We start from the raw sequence: 15,200 nt of genomic DNA on the forward strand, positions 1-15,200 counted from the left end.
ATTTCCAGTGCTGGCGCGGGCCGCCGCGCAGCGCCCGCCGATGCATGTCGCGACATGCTCCGCGCGTGCTGTCGCCCTACCGTCAAAACGCGCAAAAAATTCTTTACAACCCGCGCGCCCAGCAGTACGGTCTCCATCCGTTCGCACCACAATATCTTGTGTGCGCGTCCCTGGGTTTCACCCCAGAGCTGGTGTGGTGATGGTTGTCTCTCGAAGGGGGAGGCCGTCGCAACAAGCGATCCTGCAAGGTAGGTCGGCCACGGGCCAAAGAGCCTGGGCCAAGAGCCGGCGAGTCGTTGCGAACGGTCTGGTCGAATACAACTACGTGCCGTCGTGAGGCGGCACCCGGAGGTCAGTAAACCGATGAGTACCGCTCGCGCGCCAGCAGTGGGTCGTGACGCTGTGGAGATCCCTCTGCAGCCGGCGTCCTACGACATCTGGGACAAGAAATACCGCTTGAAGAACAAGGCCGGCGAACCGGTCGACGACAGCGTGGATGGAACCTACCGTCGCGTGGCGCGCGCGCTGTCGGAAGTGGAGGCCACCCCCGAGCTGCGCGAACACTGGAACGAACGCTTCCTGTGGGCGCTGCGCCGCGGCGCGATTCCCGCCGGCCGCATCACCTCCAACGCCGGCGCGCTGGAGCACAAGCCCGCCACCTCCACCATCAATTGCACCGTCTCGGGCACCATCCGCGACTCCATGGACGACATCCTGGAGAAGGTGCACGAGGCCGGCCTCACGCTGAAGGCCGGCTGCGGCATCGGCTACGAGTTCTCCACGCTGCGTCCGCGCGGCGCGTACGTGTCCGGCGCCGGCGCCTACACGTCCGGCCCGCTGTCGTTCATGGATATCTACGACAAGATGTGCTTCACCGTGTCCTCCGCCGGCGGCCGCCGCGGCGCGCAGATGGGCACGTTCGACATCTCCCATCCGGACGCCAAAGAGTTCATCCGCGCCAAGCGCGAAGATGGCCGCCTGCGCCAGTTCAACCTCAGCCTGCTGATCACCGACGGCTTCATGCAGGCGGTGGAGCACGACACCGACTGGCCGATGGTCTTCCCCATCCACGTCAAGGAGCAGGGCGAGCTCGACCTCAACGACGCCAGCAAGGTGGTGTGGCGCGAGTGGCCCACCCACGACAACTACATCGCCCGCGAAGACGGCCTGGTCGCCTGCAAGATCTACGGCACCATCCGCGCCCGTCACCTGTGGGACATGATCATGGTCTCCACGTACGACTACGCGGAGCCCGGGTTCATCCTGATCGACAAGGTCAACGAGATGAACAACAACTGGTGGTGCGAGCACATCCGCGCCACCAACCCGTGCGGCGAGCAGCCACTGCCGCCGTACGGCTCGTGCCTGCTCGGCTCGGTCAACCTCACCACCTTCGTGCGCGACCCGTTCGGCCCCAAGGCCCGCTTCGACTGGGACGAGTACCGCGAAGTGGTGAAGGTGTTCACCCGCATGCTCGACAACGTGGTGGAGATCAACGGCCTGCCGCTGCCGCAGCAGCGCGACGAGATCATGAACAAGCGCCGCCACGGCATGGGCTTCCTGGGCTTAGGGTCCACGCTCACCATGCTCAAGATGCGCTACGGCACCGCCGATGCGGTGAGCTTCACCGAAGACGTCTCGCGCGAAATGGCCGTGGCCGGCTGGGAAGTGGCGCTGGAGCTGGCCAAGGAAAAGGGCCCCGCGCCCATCCTCGCCCGCGAGTTCACCGTTACCGGCGACATGCTGCGCAAGCGTCCGGAAATGGCGAAGGACGGCTACAAGGTGGGTGACACCATCACCGGCGCCAAGCTGCACGCCAAGTACAGCCGCTACATGCAGCGCATCGCCACCGTGGCGCCCAACCTGGTGAACGAGCTGGCCGAAACCGGCGCGCGCTTCACCCATCACTCCTCGATCGCGCCCACCGGCACGATCTCGCTGTCGCTGGCCAACAATGCCTCCAACGGTATCGAGCCCAGCTTTGCCCACCACTACTCGCGCAACGTGATCCGTGAGGGCAAGAAGTCCAAGGAAAAGGTGGAGGTGTACAGCTACGAGCTGCTCGCCTACCGCGAGCTGATCAACGGCAAGGCCATGCCCTTCAGCACCGAGGCCGAGGCCAAGCTGCCCGACTACTTCGTGGCCGCCGACGACATCAGCCCCAAGGAGCACGTGGACATCCAGGCCGCCTCGCAGAAATGGATCGACTCGTCCATTTCCAAGACCGCCAACGTGCCCACCGACTACCCCTACGAAGACTTCAAGGACATCTACTTCTACGCGTACAAACAGGGCCTCAAGGGCTGCACCACGTTCCGCTTCAACCCCGCCGCATTCCAGGGCGTGCTGGTGAAGGAAGCCGACCTTGAGAACACCCTCTACCGCTTCGAATTGGAAGACGGTAGCGTTGTCGAACTGAAGGGCAATGAGCAGGTGGAATACGACGGTGAAATGCACACCGCCGCCAACCTCTTCGATGCTCTGAAGGAAGGCTATTACGGCAAGTTCTGAGTTCTCGAAAGAGGGCCGGCAACAGAGAGTTCTAGTCTTGCCCGCGGCGGTCTCCGCTGCGGGCGCACGGCAAGCACCAATAACAGTCGGAGGGGAACCCCAACCATGTCCATCGATACCGAAGTGAAAGACGTTGTTGCACCGGCCGCTGACGCGGCGCCCGTGGCCCAGCCGGCGATGCCGGCCGTGACCCCGGCCGCGCCGAAGAAGGCCCCGGCCAAGAAGAAGCCCGCCAAGAAGGCTGCAGCCAAGAAGGCCGCACCGAAGAAGGCAGCCGCCAAGAAGACCGCCAAGAAGGCGGTGAAGAAGGCCGCCGCCAAGAAGGCTGCACCGAAGAAAGCCGCCGCCAAGAAAACCGCCAAGAAAGCGGTGAAGAAGGCAGCAGCGAAGAAGGCCGCCCCCAAGAAGGCAGCCGCCAAGAAAACCGCCAAGAAGGCCGCGCCGAAAAAGGCCGCCGCCAAGAAGGCCGTGAAGAAAGTCAGCAGCAAGAAGACGGCGAAGAAAGCCGCCCCCAAGAAGACGGCCAAGAAGGCCGCTGTGAAAAAGGCCGCCCCCAAGGCAGCCAAGAGGTCCACTGCCAGCAAGAAGGCGAGCGTGAAGGTGGCGAAGGCGAAGAAGCCCGCCGCCAAGAAGGCCGCCCGCAAGAAGTAAGTCGTCAACGCAGCCGGCCCGGCTCGCCGGGCCGGCTGTCTTTTCTCCAGCAAGGCTCGGTTCCGCCCAAGCGCCGAACGCGCTACTCCAGCATCGGGCTGGATCTCGCGCCCCCAGCGCCCGCAGAACCGCCGCCACATGCACCGCTAAAACCGACAGCTACGCCGCCAGGCCCACGAGCCGCCAACCTTCCCTAGCCGCCAGCCTCCCTAGCCATCAACACCTCCCTAGCCGCCAACCCTCCCTAGCCACCAACCCTCCTAGCCGTCATTCCCGCGAAAGCGGGAATCCATTTTTGCTCTTCGCCCCGCGCAACCAAGAGTGGATTCCCGCATTCGCAGGCAAAACGAACCACCCGGCCGCCTCCGACGCGCCCCAGACAAACGAGACACACCATGGCGATCAAGATCGAAAAGAAAATCAAGGGCTACGCCGTCGTCAAGCCCGAAGACAAGGCCGCGCCGGCCGCCGCCCCCGCCGCGCCCAAGGCCGCCAAGCCCGAGCCCAAGCAGGCCGAAGTGATCCAGATGCACGAGAGCGTCGAGCGCCCCGAGCAGCTCATCGGCTCCACCTTCAAGATCAAGTCGCCGCTGTTCGAGCACGCCCTGTACGTCACCATCAACGACATCGTGCTCAACGCCGGCACCCCGCACGAACAGCGCCGCCCCTTCGAGATCTTCATCAACTCGAAGAACATGGACCACTTCCAGTGGATCGTGGCGCTCACCCGCATCATCTCCGCCGTGTTCCGCAAGGGCGGCGACGTCACCTTCCTGGCCGAAGAGATGAAGGCCGTGTTCGACCCGCGCGGCGGCTACTTCAAGTCCGGCGGCGTCTACATGCCCAGCATCGTCGCCGAGATCGGCGCGGTGATCGAGCAGCACATGAAGAACATCGGCCTCATCCACGACCCGGAGATGGACGAGTCCACCCGCAAGCTCATCGCCGAGAAGCGCGCCGCCTACGAGCAGGCGGCTAGTGGCAAGAAGGCGGAGGCTGCGCCGGCTGAGGCGGCAGGCGAGACGAGTGCCAGCGGCTTCCCGCCCGGTGCCACGCTGTGCGCTAAGTGCAATACCCAGGCGCTGGTGCTGATGGATGGATGCCAGACTTGTTTGAATTGCGGGTATAGCAAGTGCGGCTAAGCGACTAGGGGTGCTGTCGAAGAAGGCGCGGGGCGGCAATTATGTCGCCCTTTTCTTTGCGGGGGGCATAAATGCTGATGCGCGACGGACCATTAACGCCACGCAAAGAAACTGTGCGCAATATGAGGTTGAAGGCTCAATCCGCCGCAGCGACGTAGTAGCGGAGTTGCTCTGCTCCTCAGAACAATGGACTATGCGACGACTTGAAATATGCTCAGTCTTCGAGGGCTACGACTATGAAAAAGGAACAAATCCGGATCACTGATGAGCGCCGCGACGAAGCGGAATCTCAGATTAGGATCCATCAAAGGGAAGTCGAGTATCAAACTAAAGAGTTCACGGTCGAGCTTCTTGTTCAGAAATATCTGGATGGCATCGAGGACGACGAAAACGAAATCTTCATTCCTACCTACCAGCGCAGTTTTGTTTGGGGGGAGAACAGGCAAAGCAAATTCATTGAATCGGTCATGCTTGGTTTGCCTATTCCATACATCTTTATTGCTAACCTGGAGCGTGACATTTCTCAGGACGAAGGGCGTGCTGAAGTTGTTGACGGATCTCAGCGACTGCGGACTCTGGCATCGTTCGTTTCCGGCGGCCTGACGCTTCAAGGGCTTGAGAAATGTGATGCATTAAATGGCTTTCAATTTAAAGACTTTGATATTTCGCGGCAGCGAAAATTTAAGCGACAGCCAGTGCGTGTAATAGAGCTATCAAGCAAAGCCGATGAGCAGGTTCGGCGAGATATTTTTGAGCGAATTAATACCGGCAGCGAAGAGCTGAGAGACATGGAGAAGAGGAAGGGCATTTATACCGGTCCCTTCTACGACTTTATCAAGAGTTGTGCGGCGGAGCCTGTATTTAGGGAGGTCTGTCCCCTTTCCTACGCGAAGCAAAGGCGGGAAGAGGCGGAGGAGCTCGTGCTGCGTTACTTTGCGTATTGTGATCAGTATGAAAAATTCAAGCATGATGTCGGAAAATTTTTGAGTGCGTATCTGAAAGCCAATCAGGTCAACTTTAACGAAGAGGTCTTAAGGTCTCAATTTCAAAAAATGATCCTCTTTGCTCAAGAGAATTTGCCCTATGGATTTAAGAAAAGTCCGAGCGCAAAAACTACGCCTAGGGTGCGCTTCGAGGCTTTAGCTTGCGGGATAACCTTGGCACAGCGGGTGGACCCCGAGCTAAAAGTTAGAAAGGCGTCGATACTAGAATGGATAGAGTCCGACGAATTTAAGGATCTGACCGTCTCAGACGCGAGCAATTCACTGCCGCGGCTCCGAGCACGTATTGAATATGTAAGGGATTCACTTCTCGCGGGGCGCGAATGAGCGCCGTTGAAGATGATTTCAATAGGCGATGCGAAGAGATCGACACGTACATCGCGTACCTCAAGAGGCTTGAGGGTGATGTAGGTCTCGACGTCTCCCTTATGGCTACGATGAAGGCTTCATCTCTTCTGATGATCTACAACTTAATGGAATCGACCATGACTAATGCAATAGAGTCGATTTTTGATCATCTTCGAGCAGAAAAGCTTGGATTCGTGGTTGTGGACGATCAGCTTAAAGCTATGGTCCTTAAATGTGCGAAAGAGACAAATCCGAAAGATCTTGTGAAAAAGATGCGCGATGAAATGTTGGATCTTGCGGTGGCTGCCTTCAGAAGAGATGGTGTTTTTAGCGGCAATGTGGATTCGCGAAAAATCAGAGAGGTTTGGGATAACTACGGCATATCTAGATCAGGTTCATATTCGGAGAAGGCCCTGGTCGAAATAAAAGGGGCTAGAAATGATCTGGCGCACGGAGCCAAATCCTTTTCCGAGCTCGGCAAGGATCAAACCGCGAGCGAATTAGAGAAAAAGTACAAAGCAGTTCGTGCGCTTCTTTTGCGAGCGGTTAAGGACGTTGAATTGCATATAGCTAATAAGCTAAAGGCGTCATTGGTGGCATGATTCGTAAATTGAAAGCGCATAATTTGACCTCCGCCGATTTCTGGTCTGAGATCCTCAAGATGAGGCGCTGGCCATCAATTAAGTTTGATGGTCCCGTGCTTCGTATAGCAGATCTGTTTTGCGGTTGTGGCGGCCTAACATTGGGGGCTTTTTTAGCCGCTCGGGTTCTGAGGCGGCCTTTCGAAATCGAATTGGCGGTGGACAACTGGCCTGAAGCGATCGATGTCTATCGCGACAATTTTGGTAGGTTCGCCAAGAAGATTGATATCAGTGACTTAGGGTCTAAATTGAATATCCCGTCTCGGCAGTTGGATGTCGTGGTGGCTGGCCCACCCTGCCAAGGTCATTCCGATCTTAATAACAGTACTCGGCGGGTTGATGCAAGAAACGAGCTTTATACGGTGCCTGCTGAGTTTGCCATCAAGAGCGGGGCTAAGATTGTTTTGATTGAAAATGTGCCGGCGGTAGTGCACTCCTCTCAGGGAGTCGTTCTGGCCGCGGAAAAAATCTTGTCCAAAGCCGGCTATGCAGTTATTCAGATCGTCGTGGACACTTCGAACTTAGGCGTCCCTCAAAAACGCAAACGCCACCTTTTGGTAGGCTCTCGAGTGCACAATCAAAGCGATCTTGAGGCCATGTCTACTGAAATTGATTCGCTGACGTCTTCACCAAGATTGATTGATTTCATTGATGATTTGCAAGATGTGGCTGGATCTCTGTCGGGGCAGCCCTTTCTGCAGCGCGTATCCAAGATAAATCAAGATAGGATCGACTACCTTTTTGATAATGATCTCTATGACCTTCCTAATCATCTGAGGCCGCCATGCCATAGGGATAAGCCTCATTCCTATGCTTCTATGTATGGACGATTGCGTCCGAATGTTCCTGCGCAGACACTTACGAGTGGCTTTGGGTCTATGGGCCAAGGGCGGTTTGTGCACCCAACCCGTCGTCGAACTATTACACCTCAAGAAGCTGCGCGAATCCAAGGGTTTCCCGATTTTTTCAGCTTCAAATCTGTTTCCGGACTAACCGCTCTTAGGGACATGATCGCAAATGCGGTTCCTGCTGCGGTCTCTGCTTTTATCATCGCAAAGTTGGTTCCAACTAAGATGAATTGACATGCCCGCTTTTTGCTCGTGGCACTCGATAAAAGGGGCTTGGCTAGCTAGGTTCGATCATCTGGCGGCGCAGCGCCGACCTAGCTTAATTAGCCGCCCCTCGTTTTCGCTTTTTTGCTTCCCTACTGCTCGGGCCATCCAGCCACTGACGACGTTGGTAGAGGAGGACGTATGGTCGACTTGAAAGGTGATCTGTGGACGGTGGTTCAAAGGTTCGCCGCAATGGCTTCTGCAACCAAGTTGCTGTACCACACCTCAGGCATAACGCGGCAGATTTCATGGGCGAATCGAATGCGACTAATCTCACCTCGCATAACCATTCCGTACAAGTCCTCGTATCCTTGGATGTTCACGAAGAACTTCAACATGTGATCTGGAAGGAAGTAAAAATGGTCCTGATCGAGGCCTCGTCGCTGGGCATCATCGAATGCTAATCCAAAAAGGAATGCCCATTCGTCCTGATCATCAGCCTCGCTCAGGGGGGCTGACAAGTCTGGACGGCCATTTGACTTTTCGTGTACGCGTCGATGGCACTCGCTACACAGCGTAATTCCATTTCCAGTCTCTGTTGCTCCCCAGGGATAGAGAGTTTTTCGCACGATGTGATGGGCCTGAATGCCGTCTTCGGAGTCGCAACATACGCAGCGGTATAGGTCACGCTCTCTAATGAATCGGCTCCATTGCCGAAGAATCCATTTTGGCGAACATTGCCTTTCTATTGCGTTATTCAGAGCTAGCTCGCGTAGCCGGATTCTTGACGGGTCAGAATGACAGATCTTCGGCATGTAAAGCCCCTTTTATCAATTATTTTGTTGGATGGCGGATGTATTAATAGACTTTATCCTTCTTCCGAACGCGGGTTACACCACTATCGTCATGTAACAGTAGGACAAAGCATGGAGCAAATCGACAGGGCGCAGCGATACCTGGAGCGCGTCCGAGAAATCTATGCTGGGACATGCTCCGATGAGCATGATAGGGGCCGTTACGAGGATGACGTAATCTCGTTCTTTGTTCACTGCCACCATATTGGCGACTGGGTCGCTCATCAAAACAAAGTAGGCATGACGCAAGCACAGGTGAACGCCTTCATCAACCGGCACGAGGCCTTGCGTGTATGTGCCGATCTTTGCAATGGCTCCAAGCATTGCAGGCTAACGCGCACAACAAGAACAGGCGGGCAACCTCACCTGGCGCTCAGGGAGTACAGGGTTTCAACATGGCTAACTGGACGTGGGGGTGGAGAGGTATTGAGAGGGAGATATACGATCCTTTCGCCGGTAGTCACAATTGACGCCTTGGCCCTAGCTGAGCGGTGCCTGGAGCTTTGGGCGAATTTCGTGGCAGTCCTCATGGAAGCGGTATCCAGTGGCGCAGATATCAAGCGGCCAGAGCTGCTCCTGCCACCGACGTCCTTGGTCAGCGAGCACTGACAGGCGGAAGGATGTATCGCAGGCGAAGCACCCCGCGAACCTCTGGCAAGAGCCGGCGGATTTTTCGGCGAAAGCTACAGACATGGCATGCCATGTAAAGCTTACTATCGAGCCATCGAATACTGGCGCGCCCAGCCGGGTGTTCAACAATGAACGGGGCGAGATCTCGCCCCGTTCATTGTTGAAGTTCCTACAGATCGCGCGCGATGTTGCTTACGTATTTTCCCGGACGACGGATCAGATGCAGCGGGGGATTGGCGTCAACGAGATGTTCCTTGTTGAAGGAGCGGGAGAAGGTTTCCCTCGCCAGCGCTTCAGGCATCAGCGCAGTAGTGCGCCAGCTAGCCTGCCAAGCACTCACTTCCTTTGTGGATTCGAGAACGTAAATGGGGTGATCCGCCACCCCACGAAGCCCACTTGCGGTTGGCCTCCCAACCAGCGGTCGAGGTACCCGAACCTCCTCTGCGAGGCGGTCCCAACCAATGAAGTGGCTGTAAAAGCCAATGCCTCTGTCGGGTAGAACGATGAACTCGTAATAGGCGCAATCCAGGGTTGGCATGCGCCGTGAGCAGATCTTTCGCATCAAAGCTAGGGAAAAGTGCTCGAAGAGCTCCTCAGGTACGCTCATCAACAACGTTCGGAGGTGGTGGTAGCTTTCGAAACCGAGCTCTTTTGCGCGACCCTCAAGCAGTTGGCAATGGGTCAGACCCTCGATCGGTTCCTGGTCGAAGGATGCCTCCTTAAGGGCATCGATAACTTCATGGGTAGAGAACATCTCACAATCCTCAACAGGCGGTCGCAAAGCGAGAGCTTTGTTCGGGCATGCTGCTTGCCAGATCGACCGGAAGGGCGATGTGAGTGCTGTTGTCTAGCAGGCTTTTCCCACGCAGCAGGGTGGCAGCCAAGGCCGGGCCTCAGCCTAAATCCGGGAGATCAAAGGTTCAAGTCCTTCCGGTCGAAGGTTGGCAGAAGCCGCCCTTCGACGCCCGTTCAACCATGTGGCAGAAAGGGTGCGAGTTGCCACTTGGTATGCTGAGGGAGGTTAGGGGAGTGAGGCTGTGCCTTGATTTTTCACGCATGGTGGTTGTGGCGTCCGTCGTCAGTAGTAACCAGCAAGGAGTGGCGGCATGGATGTGAGTGACGAGCGCGATAGGCGTGTGAAGCGGCTGGACGAAGCGGTTCTCCATCCGGGGGACATCGTGCTTACGACGACCTCGGAAGCGATTAGTAAGGCGATCCGGATGGCCACGCGCAGCGACGTCTCGCACGCGATGGTCTACGTACAGCATTGCTCTGTCATCGACGCGACTGGCGAAGGTGTCCATGCGCGTAACACGCAACGAACTCACTTTGAGGAGGAGTGCGCGATTCATGTGCTGCGGCTCCGCTCCGGCATTTCTGCGGAAGAGTTGTCCGCCGTCACCACCTATATGCGGGGGCATATCGGTACAGAATACTCGGTTCGAGAGGCTCTGTTGGCTGGATTTGGAGGGGCGCGTCAATGGAGCACCAAGCAATTCTGCTCGCGGCTTGTTGCGCAGGCATTTGCCTCTGCAGGAATTCATCTGGTGGAGGATCCGAACTTCTGCTCCCCTGCCGACATCAAGGCGAGTGCCCTCCTTGTCGTCGTACCGGATGCGACCAAGCCGATATCTGTAGAGGATGCTTCAGCTTGGCGGGAGGCTGACGACATTCCGCAGCGCATGCGCTCGGCGATCAATGCCGTTTTGGGTGGTGCCCGCGAGAAGGATCCGCGGATACAGACATTCGATGATCTCCATCGTCACTTGGTGGAGCACCCGGAGCAGGACGATCACTTCTGCGGACTTCTGGAGAGCTCTGGTTATCTGTCCCTTTGGAAAGTGGAGCGCAGAAAAAATCCCTGGCAGTACGATCTCGCTCTTATGAATGTCGTGCCAGACTCGGAAGTGGAGGGCTATTGCTGGAAGACCTTGGACGACGAAAGTGCTGGGCCTAACCGATTTATTGTGAATCGTGGCGGTTACACGTTGCTTTCAAGGGAGTATGGGCTGAAGTTCTTCCGAGTTATGGCCGATTTGTATGAGACATTGGCGGTGCTTCACAGCCAGCGTGTCGAAGTCGCAGCCAAGTGGCTCGAAGCGCATGGACATATCGAACTTGTGCCATCACCAGCTCTGGTTCCGCATACGGACGAATGGTTTGCGGCCCTGAGCCGATGGAATCCGGCTCAGGCCAAGATGACGCGCTTTGTCCTTGAGGATGCTGGTCGGAAGGACGTCTGCTCGGTCTGCGGCGACAATCCTGCAGAGGACTATCGCCTCGACGAGGGACATCGGCCTGCGGGAGGCGTGGACACGCTTCGACTGTGTGATGACTGCCTGCAGATCCGCCGTGCGAGTGGAGAGCCATTCATGCCTCTCTGAGACAGGTGCTGCTGAATGAGAGTGCGCCATCGGGATGGCCGCCATCGACAGCTTTGAAGGTGCTGGGTCGGGGAGCTGCGCCGGCGGAGAAAAAGGAGTAATTAAGTTCTGTGTCGCTTGGCAGGGTAGATCACCGCAGCGCCGCCCCACGCGCGGTGAGGGCCTTCACCTACAGCCTCACTGCATCCATCGGGTGCAGACTGAAGTCGCTTCGGTGTCCGGCCCAAACCGACCAAGCTGCCAAGGCGCTCGCCGGCCGGCACGGAATGTCAGGCGGAACCGACGCCGAAGCACTACGACCCTTCTGAATAGCTCTCGCCTCCTTGGAGCTATGAATTGCGCCCCGCTCGGGGCGCTTTTTTTTCCGCTGCTCACGCCTTGGCAGCTACGCGCTTTCGGAGGGTGGGATCGCTGGTGGTAAGGGCCTTAGGCGCGACCACCTCACTTCCACGATCAGCGTTTTCCCCTTTTCCGCTTTTTGAAATCGGCAATCAACTGCGCCAAGTCATCGTCTTCGGCGTAGAAATACGCCACTGGAAGCTTGAGGATCGCCGCAAGCCGCTGAAGGGTCAGCAGATCCGGTTGGTGCACACCCGTTTCATAACGGTTGACTCGAGTGCTGGCGACGAACTCATCTAGGCCAGCCTCGATGCCAAGCGCGCGCTGCGAGATGCCGAAGGCCTCGCGTGCCTCACGTAGTCGACGACTGTAAACGGGGAGCAGCCCCTTATCAGTCACGGGCGCATATGTCCTGAACTTCCATGCAGGAAGCTTCCGGATACGCGCATCATGGCGATACTACGTTTAACGTAACTACGACTGGAGCGGTTGGGAGAATTCTTCCTGACGTGCTACAGAGTCCCTCGAAGGAGGTAAAGGCGTCACGGCCGCCGGAGGAGGCTGCGGACGAAAGGTCTCACCTTTCTGTATGTCGAGACGGCAAGGTTGACGCGTGGCGGCGGCTTTTTTTCGCGCCCTACTTCGCCTCGATCTTCCTTTGCACCGCCTCTTTCAGCTTGACTGGCTTGTCGCTGCGCGAAGCTGCGAGGACCGATCGCGCTTCGTCATCGCCCTCGATGTAGAAGTACGTCAGGGGTAGCACCAATGCCTTGGCGAACAGCGCCTGCACCTGATGGTTCACTTGATGTTGGCCGGTTTCGTACCGACTGACGCGGCTGCTCGCGCAGCCGACGTCCAGCCCTATCGCTACGCCCAGCTCGATCTGATTGAAACCGTAACTGTCTCTCGCCTCCCTCAGGCGGCGGCCATAGATCGTTGCTGGCTCCTTTCTTGGCCTTGGCATGCGTGCACATCCGGTTGCGATATGCAGCAGCTTCCCGGCGGATGCTTGACATCGATACTACGTAAAACGTAGTTTTAAGCTAGCTACGTTTAACGTAGTGATGGAGCCTTTTGTCGAGCGCCCGCTTGGAGCGGATCGAGGGTGGACTCGGGGAGGGGCGTGAAGAGACGCGGGCGCTGATCGGAGATATGGATCGGGAGAGCGCTGAGAAGGGCATCAGCTACCTGAGATCAACTGCGACAGGTAACGCACCAACCCAGGGGAAGCAAAGGACGCACGATGAAGACACGCACGCTACGTAACGCCATTTCCATCGCCTTGCTCGCCGCCGCCACCGGCGTCAGCGAGCAGGCCGCGGCCCAGGACACATCGGCCAAGACGGACAAGCAGGGCAGGGCGCCCGCCACACACGCTCCCGCCAAAACGCCAGCGACCGAATCGGCCAACGCCGACACGCCAGCCCCCACCAACCTGCAGACCATCACGGTCACCGGCACCCGCATCCGCGGCGGCACCACGCCCTCGCCAGTGATCACCATCGGCAGCGAACAGATCCAGCAGGAAGGCTTCACCGATCTGGGCGAAGTCATCCGCAGCGTGCCGCAGAACTTCAACGGGGGGCAGAATCCGGGCGTCATGGGCGTCGCCAGCGGCCTTGGCGATACCACCGGCGGTTCCGCCTTGAACCTGCGCGGCCTCGGTGCCGATGCATCGTTGACGCTACTCAACGGACACCGCATGGCCTACGACGGATATTCCCAAGCCGTGGACATTGGCGCCATCCCGGTGGAAGCAGTTGAGCGACTGGAAATCGTCCCTGACGGTGCCTCGGCGATCTATGGGTCCGATGCGGTAGGGGGCGTGGCCAACGTGATCCTGAAGCGGGACTTCGACGGAGTGGCCTTGGCGACGCGCTACGGTAAAGCGACCGAAGGCGGGCTGGCGACGCGTGAATACACCGCCACCGCCGGCACCACTTGGGCCAGCGGTGGCCTGATCGCCACATTCAAGGATGTCGACGCCGATCCCATTTACGCGCGCCAGCGCAGCTACACCAAGTACCTGTTCGACCCCTATACGATCTACCCGGGCAGCCACGCGCGTAATGCCCTTGTAAGTGCGCACCAGTCATTGGGCGACGCGGCCGAGTTGCGACTAGACGCGCTCAGAAACCGGCGAGATCTGACGCAATCGCTCGGCGTATCGACAGACTCCTACTACCGCTACAACCCGGTGACGTCGATCACGCTGGTGTCGCCCAGTATCGAGTTCTTCCTACGCCATGAGTGGTCTATCACGATCGGTGCGACGTACGGCAAGGACGACACCGCGAATGTGAGCCGTCTGGCGTCGAAGGCGGGTAGCAGCGTTGTATCGCAGGTCTGCTATTGCAACGACAGTCGGTCTTGGGAGGTGGGCGCCGAGGGGCCGTTGTTTCCGATGGGGGGAGGGGAGGCCCATTTGGCCGTGGGAGCTGGGGCCCGAAAGAACAAGTTCCGGGTCGAGCCGAAAGGCTCTGGCGGTGGCTACGGCGGTGAGGAGAGTGCGCGGTTCGCCTATGCCGAACTCAGTCTCCCGTTTGTCGCGCCTTCGTCGCACATCGCAGGTGTTCATCGCCTGGAACTCAGTGCCGCGGTACGTGGCGAGGATTACGACAGCTTTGGCCGCGTAGCCACGCCGAAGCTCGGGGTGATCTACGACCCTACGGCCGACCTCACCTTCAAGGCCTCCTGGGGCAAGTCGTTCAAAGCCCCGACGTTGCTGCAGCGCTACTCGGAGAAGTACGCCTATCTGTGGAGTGCGGCTGCGGTGGGTGCAAGCGGCCTTCCGGCCGATGCCACAGCATTGCTTTCCGCCGGTGGAAACACCGACGACCTGCATGCCGAGCGGGCACAGACCTGGACGGCTTCGCTGGCATTGCATCCAGAGGCGTTGCCCGGGCTGGACGCCGAGCTAACCTGGTTCGGTATCGACTATACCGACCGCGTTGTTCAGCCTGTCCTGTACCAGGAGGCTTTACGCAATCCGGCTTACGCCGCCTTTGTGAATTGGTCGCCGACGCCGGAGCAGATACAGCACTTGCTCTCCGTTTATGGCGGTCACTTTTATAACTATGCCGGAGCGCCCTACGACCCCAGCAAGGTTGTGGCGATCATCCGCGATCAGTACGTGAACTCGGCAAGGCAGCGGGTCAAGGGAATCGACCTATCGGGCTCGTACCGCTTTGACCTCGATAGCGGGCAGCTGATGGTGCGCGGATCGGCCAGCTGGATCGACAGTAAGCAAGCGCTCAGTGCCGGCCAACCCGAACACGCGCTCGCTGGCACCGTCTTCAATCCGGCCAGGCTCAATGGGCGGGCCGGAGTCTCGTGGACATCCGGCCGTTTCAGTGCGTCAGGTTTCGTCAACTACACCGGCGGCGTGACCAACGGTTTCGCGCCGACGCCGGAGAAAACCGGTTCGTTCACCACGCTGGACACCACGGTCAACTACAGCACCGCTGAACGTGGCGGTGCATTTTCGGGCGTGAGACTCGAGTTGTCCGTGCAGAATCTGTTGGACCGCAAACCGCCGCTCTATACCGCGCCGGTAGCCACCTACGTGCCCTACGACGCCACCAATTACACGGCGATCGGACGCTTCGTCAGCGTCTCGGTCTCCAAGCGTTGGTAGAGGGGGAAGG

At 58.2% G+C, this 15,200-nt stretch carries 12 protein-coding genes; 8 read left to right on the forward strand and 4 right to left on the reverse strand.

Annotation, left to right across the window (positions count from 1 at the left end):
• Positions 1-363 precede the first annotated feature (363 nt).
• The 6 genes from ACTHJF_RS04220 (at position 364) to ACTHJF_RS04245 (ending at position 7,376) form a co-directional block, all read left to right on the forward strand.
• Positions 364-2,511 (forward strand): adenosylcobalamin-dependent ribonucleoside-diphosphate reductase, encoded by a 2,148-nt coding sequence (locus ACTHJF_RS04220; protein WP_440266000.1) that lies wholly within the window; start codon positions 364-366, stop codon positions 2,509-2,511.
• A 105-nt stretch (positions 2,512-2,616) separates the two neighbouring features.
• Positions 2,617-3,162 (forward strand): hypothetical protein, encoded by a 546-nt coding sequence (locus ACTHJF_RS04225; RefSeq protein ID WP_440257576.1) that lies wholly within the window; start codon positions 2,617-2,619, stop codon positions 3,160-3,162.
• Positions 3,163-3,557: 395 nt separating this feature from the next.
• Positions 3,558-4,304, forward strand: a complete 747-nt coding sequence (locus ACTHJF_RS04230; RefSeq protein ID WP_440266001.1) for a TSCPD domain-containing protein — start codon at positions 3,558-3,560, stop codon at positions 4,302-4,304.
• Between the two features lie 236 nt (positions 4,305-4,540).
• The gene (locus ACTHJF_RS04235; RefSeq protein WP_440266002.1) at positions 4,541-5,632 is read left to right on the forward strand and encodes a DUF262 domain-containing protein; all 1,092 of its coding nucleotides are present in this window, start codon (positions 4,541-4,543) and stop codon (positions 5,630-5,632) included.
• Positions 5,629-6,255: an MAE_28990/MAE_18760 family HEPN-like nuclease gene (locus ACTHJF_RS04240; protein WP_440266003.1), complete on the forward strand. Its 627-nt coding sequence runs from the start codon at positions 5,629-5,631 to the stop codon at positions 6,253-6,255. Before ACTHJF_RS04235 ends, ACTHJF_RS04240 begins: the two co-directional genes overlap by 4 nt.
• Entirely contained in the window at positions 6,252-7,376 is a 1,125-nt protein-coding gene (locus ACTHJF_RS04245) for a DNA cytosine methyltransferase (RefSeq protein ID WP_440266004.1), read from the forward strand. The genes ACTHJF_RS04240 and ACTHJF_RS04245 overlap by 4 nt, the downstream gene beginning before the upstream one ends.
• A 206-nt stretch (positions 7,377-7,582) precedes the next feature.
• On the opposite strand, the gene ACTHJF_RS04250 is transcribed toward ACTHJF_RS04245, so the two are convergent.
• The gene (locus tag ACTHJF_RS04250; RefSeq protein ID WP_440266005.1) at positions 7,583-8,161 is read right to left on the reverse strand and encodes an HNH endonuclease; all 579 of its coding nucleotides are present in this window, start codon (positions 8,159-8,161) and stop codon (positions 7,583-7,585) included.
• Between the two features lie 838 nt (positions 8,162-8,999).
• Positions 9,000-9,584, reverse strand: coding sequence for a hypothetical protein (locus tag ACTHJF_RS04255; RefSeq protein ID WP_440266006.1), 585 nt, complete (start codon positions 9,582-9,584; stop codon positions 9,000-9,002).
• A gap of 352 nt (positions 9,585-9,936) precedes the next feature.
• On the opposite strand from ACTHJF_RS04255, the gene ACTHJF_RS04260 reads away from it, so the two are divergent.
• Positions 9,937-11,214 carry a YiiX/YebB-like N1pC/P60 family cysteine hydrolase gene (locus tag ACTHJF_RS04260; RefSeq protein ID WP_440266007.1) on the forward strand — a complete coding sequence of 426 codons (1,278 nt, stop codon included), beginning with the start codon at positions 9,937-9,939 and terminating at the stop codon, positions 11,212-11,214.
• A gap of 453 nt (positions 11,215-11,667) precedes the next feature.
• Here ACTHJF_RS04260 and ACTHJF_RS04265 read toward each other — a convergent pair whose 3' ends face one another.
• Positions 11,668-11,952, reverse strand: coding sequence for a helix-turn-helix domain-containing protein (locus ACTHJF_RS04265; protein ID WP_440266008.1), 285 nt, complete (start codon positions 11,950-11,952; stop codon positions 11,668-11,670).
• A 238-nt stretch (positions 11,953-12,190) separates the two neighbouring features.
• Entirely contained in the window at positions 12,191-12,517 is a 327-nt protein-coding gene (locus tag ACTHJF_RS04270; RefSeq protein WP_440266009.1) for a helix-turn-helix domain-containing protein, read from the reverse strand.
• A gap of 279 nt (positions 12,518-12,796) precedes the next feature.
• Between ACTHJF_RS04270 and ACTHJF_RS04275 the strand changes: the two genes are divergently transcribed.
• Complete coding sequence (locus tag ACTHJF_RS04275) at positions 12,797-15,190, forward strand: TonB-dependent receptor plug domain-containing protein (RefSeq protein WP_440266010.1); 2,394 nt, start codon at positions 12,797-12,799, stop codon at positions 15,188-15,190.
• The last annotated feature ends 10 nt before the right edge of the window (positions 15,191-15,200 follow it).

It is taken from the genome of Dyella sp. (assembly GCF_051962475.1).
Taxonomy (GTDB): Bacteria; Pseudomonadota; Gammaproteobacteria; order Xanthomonadales; family Rhodanobacteraceae; genus Dyella_A.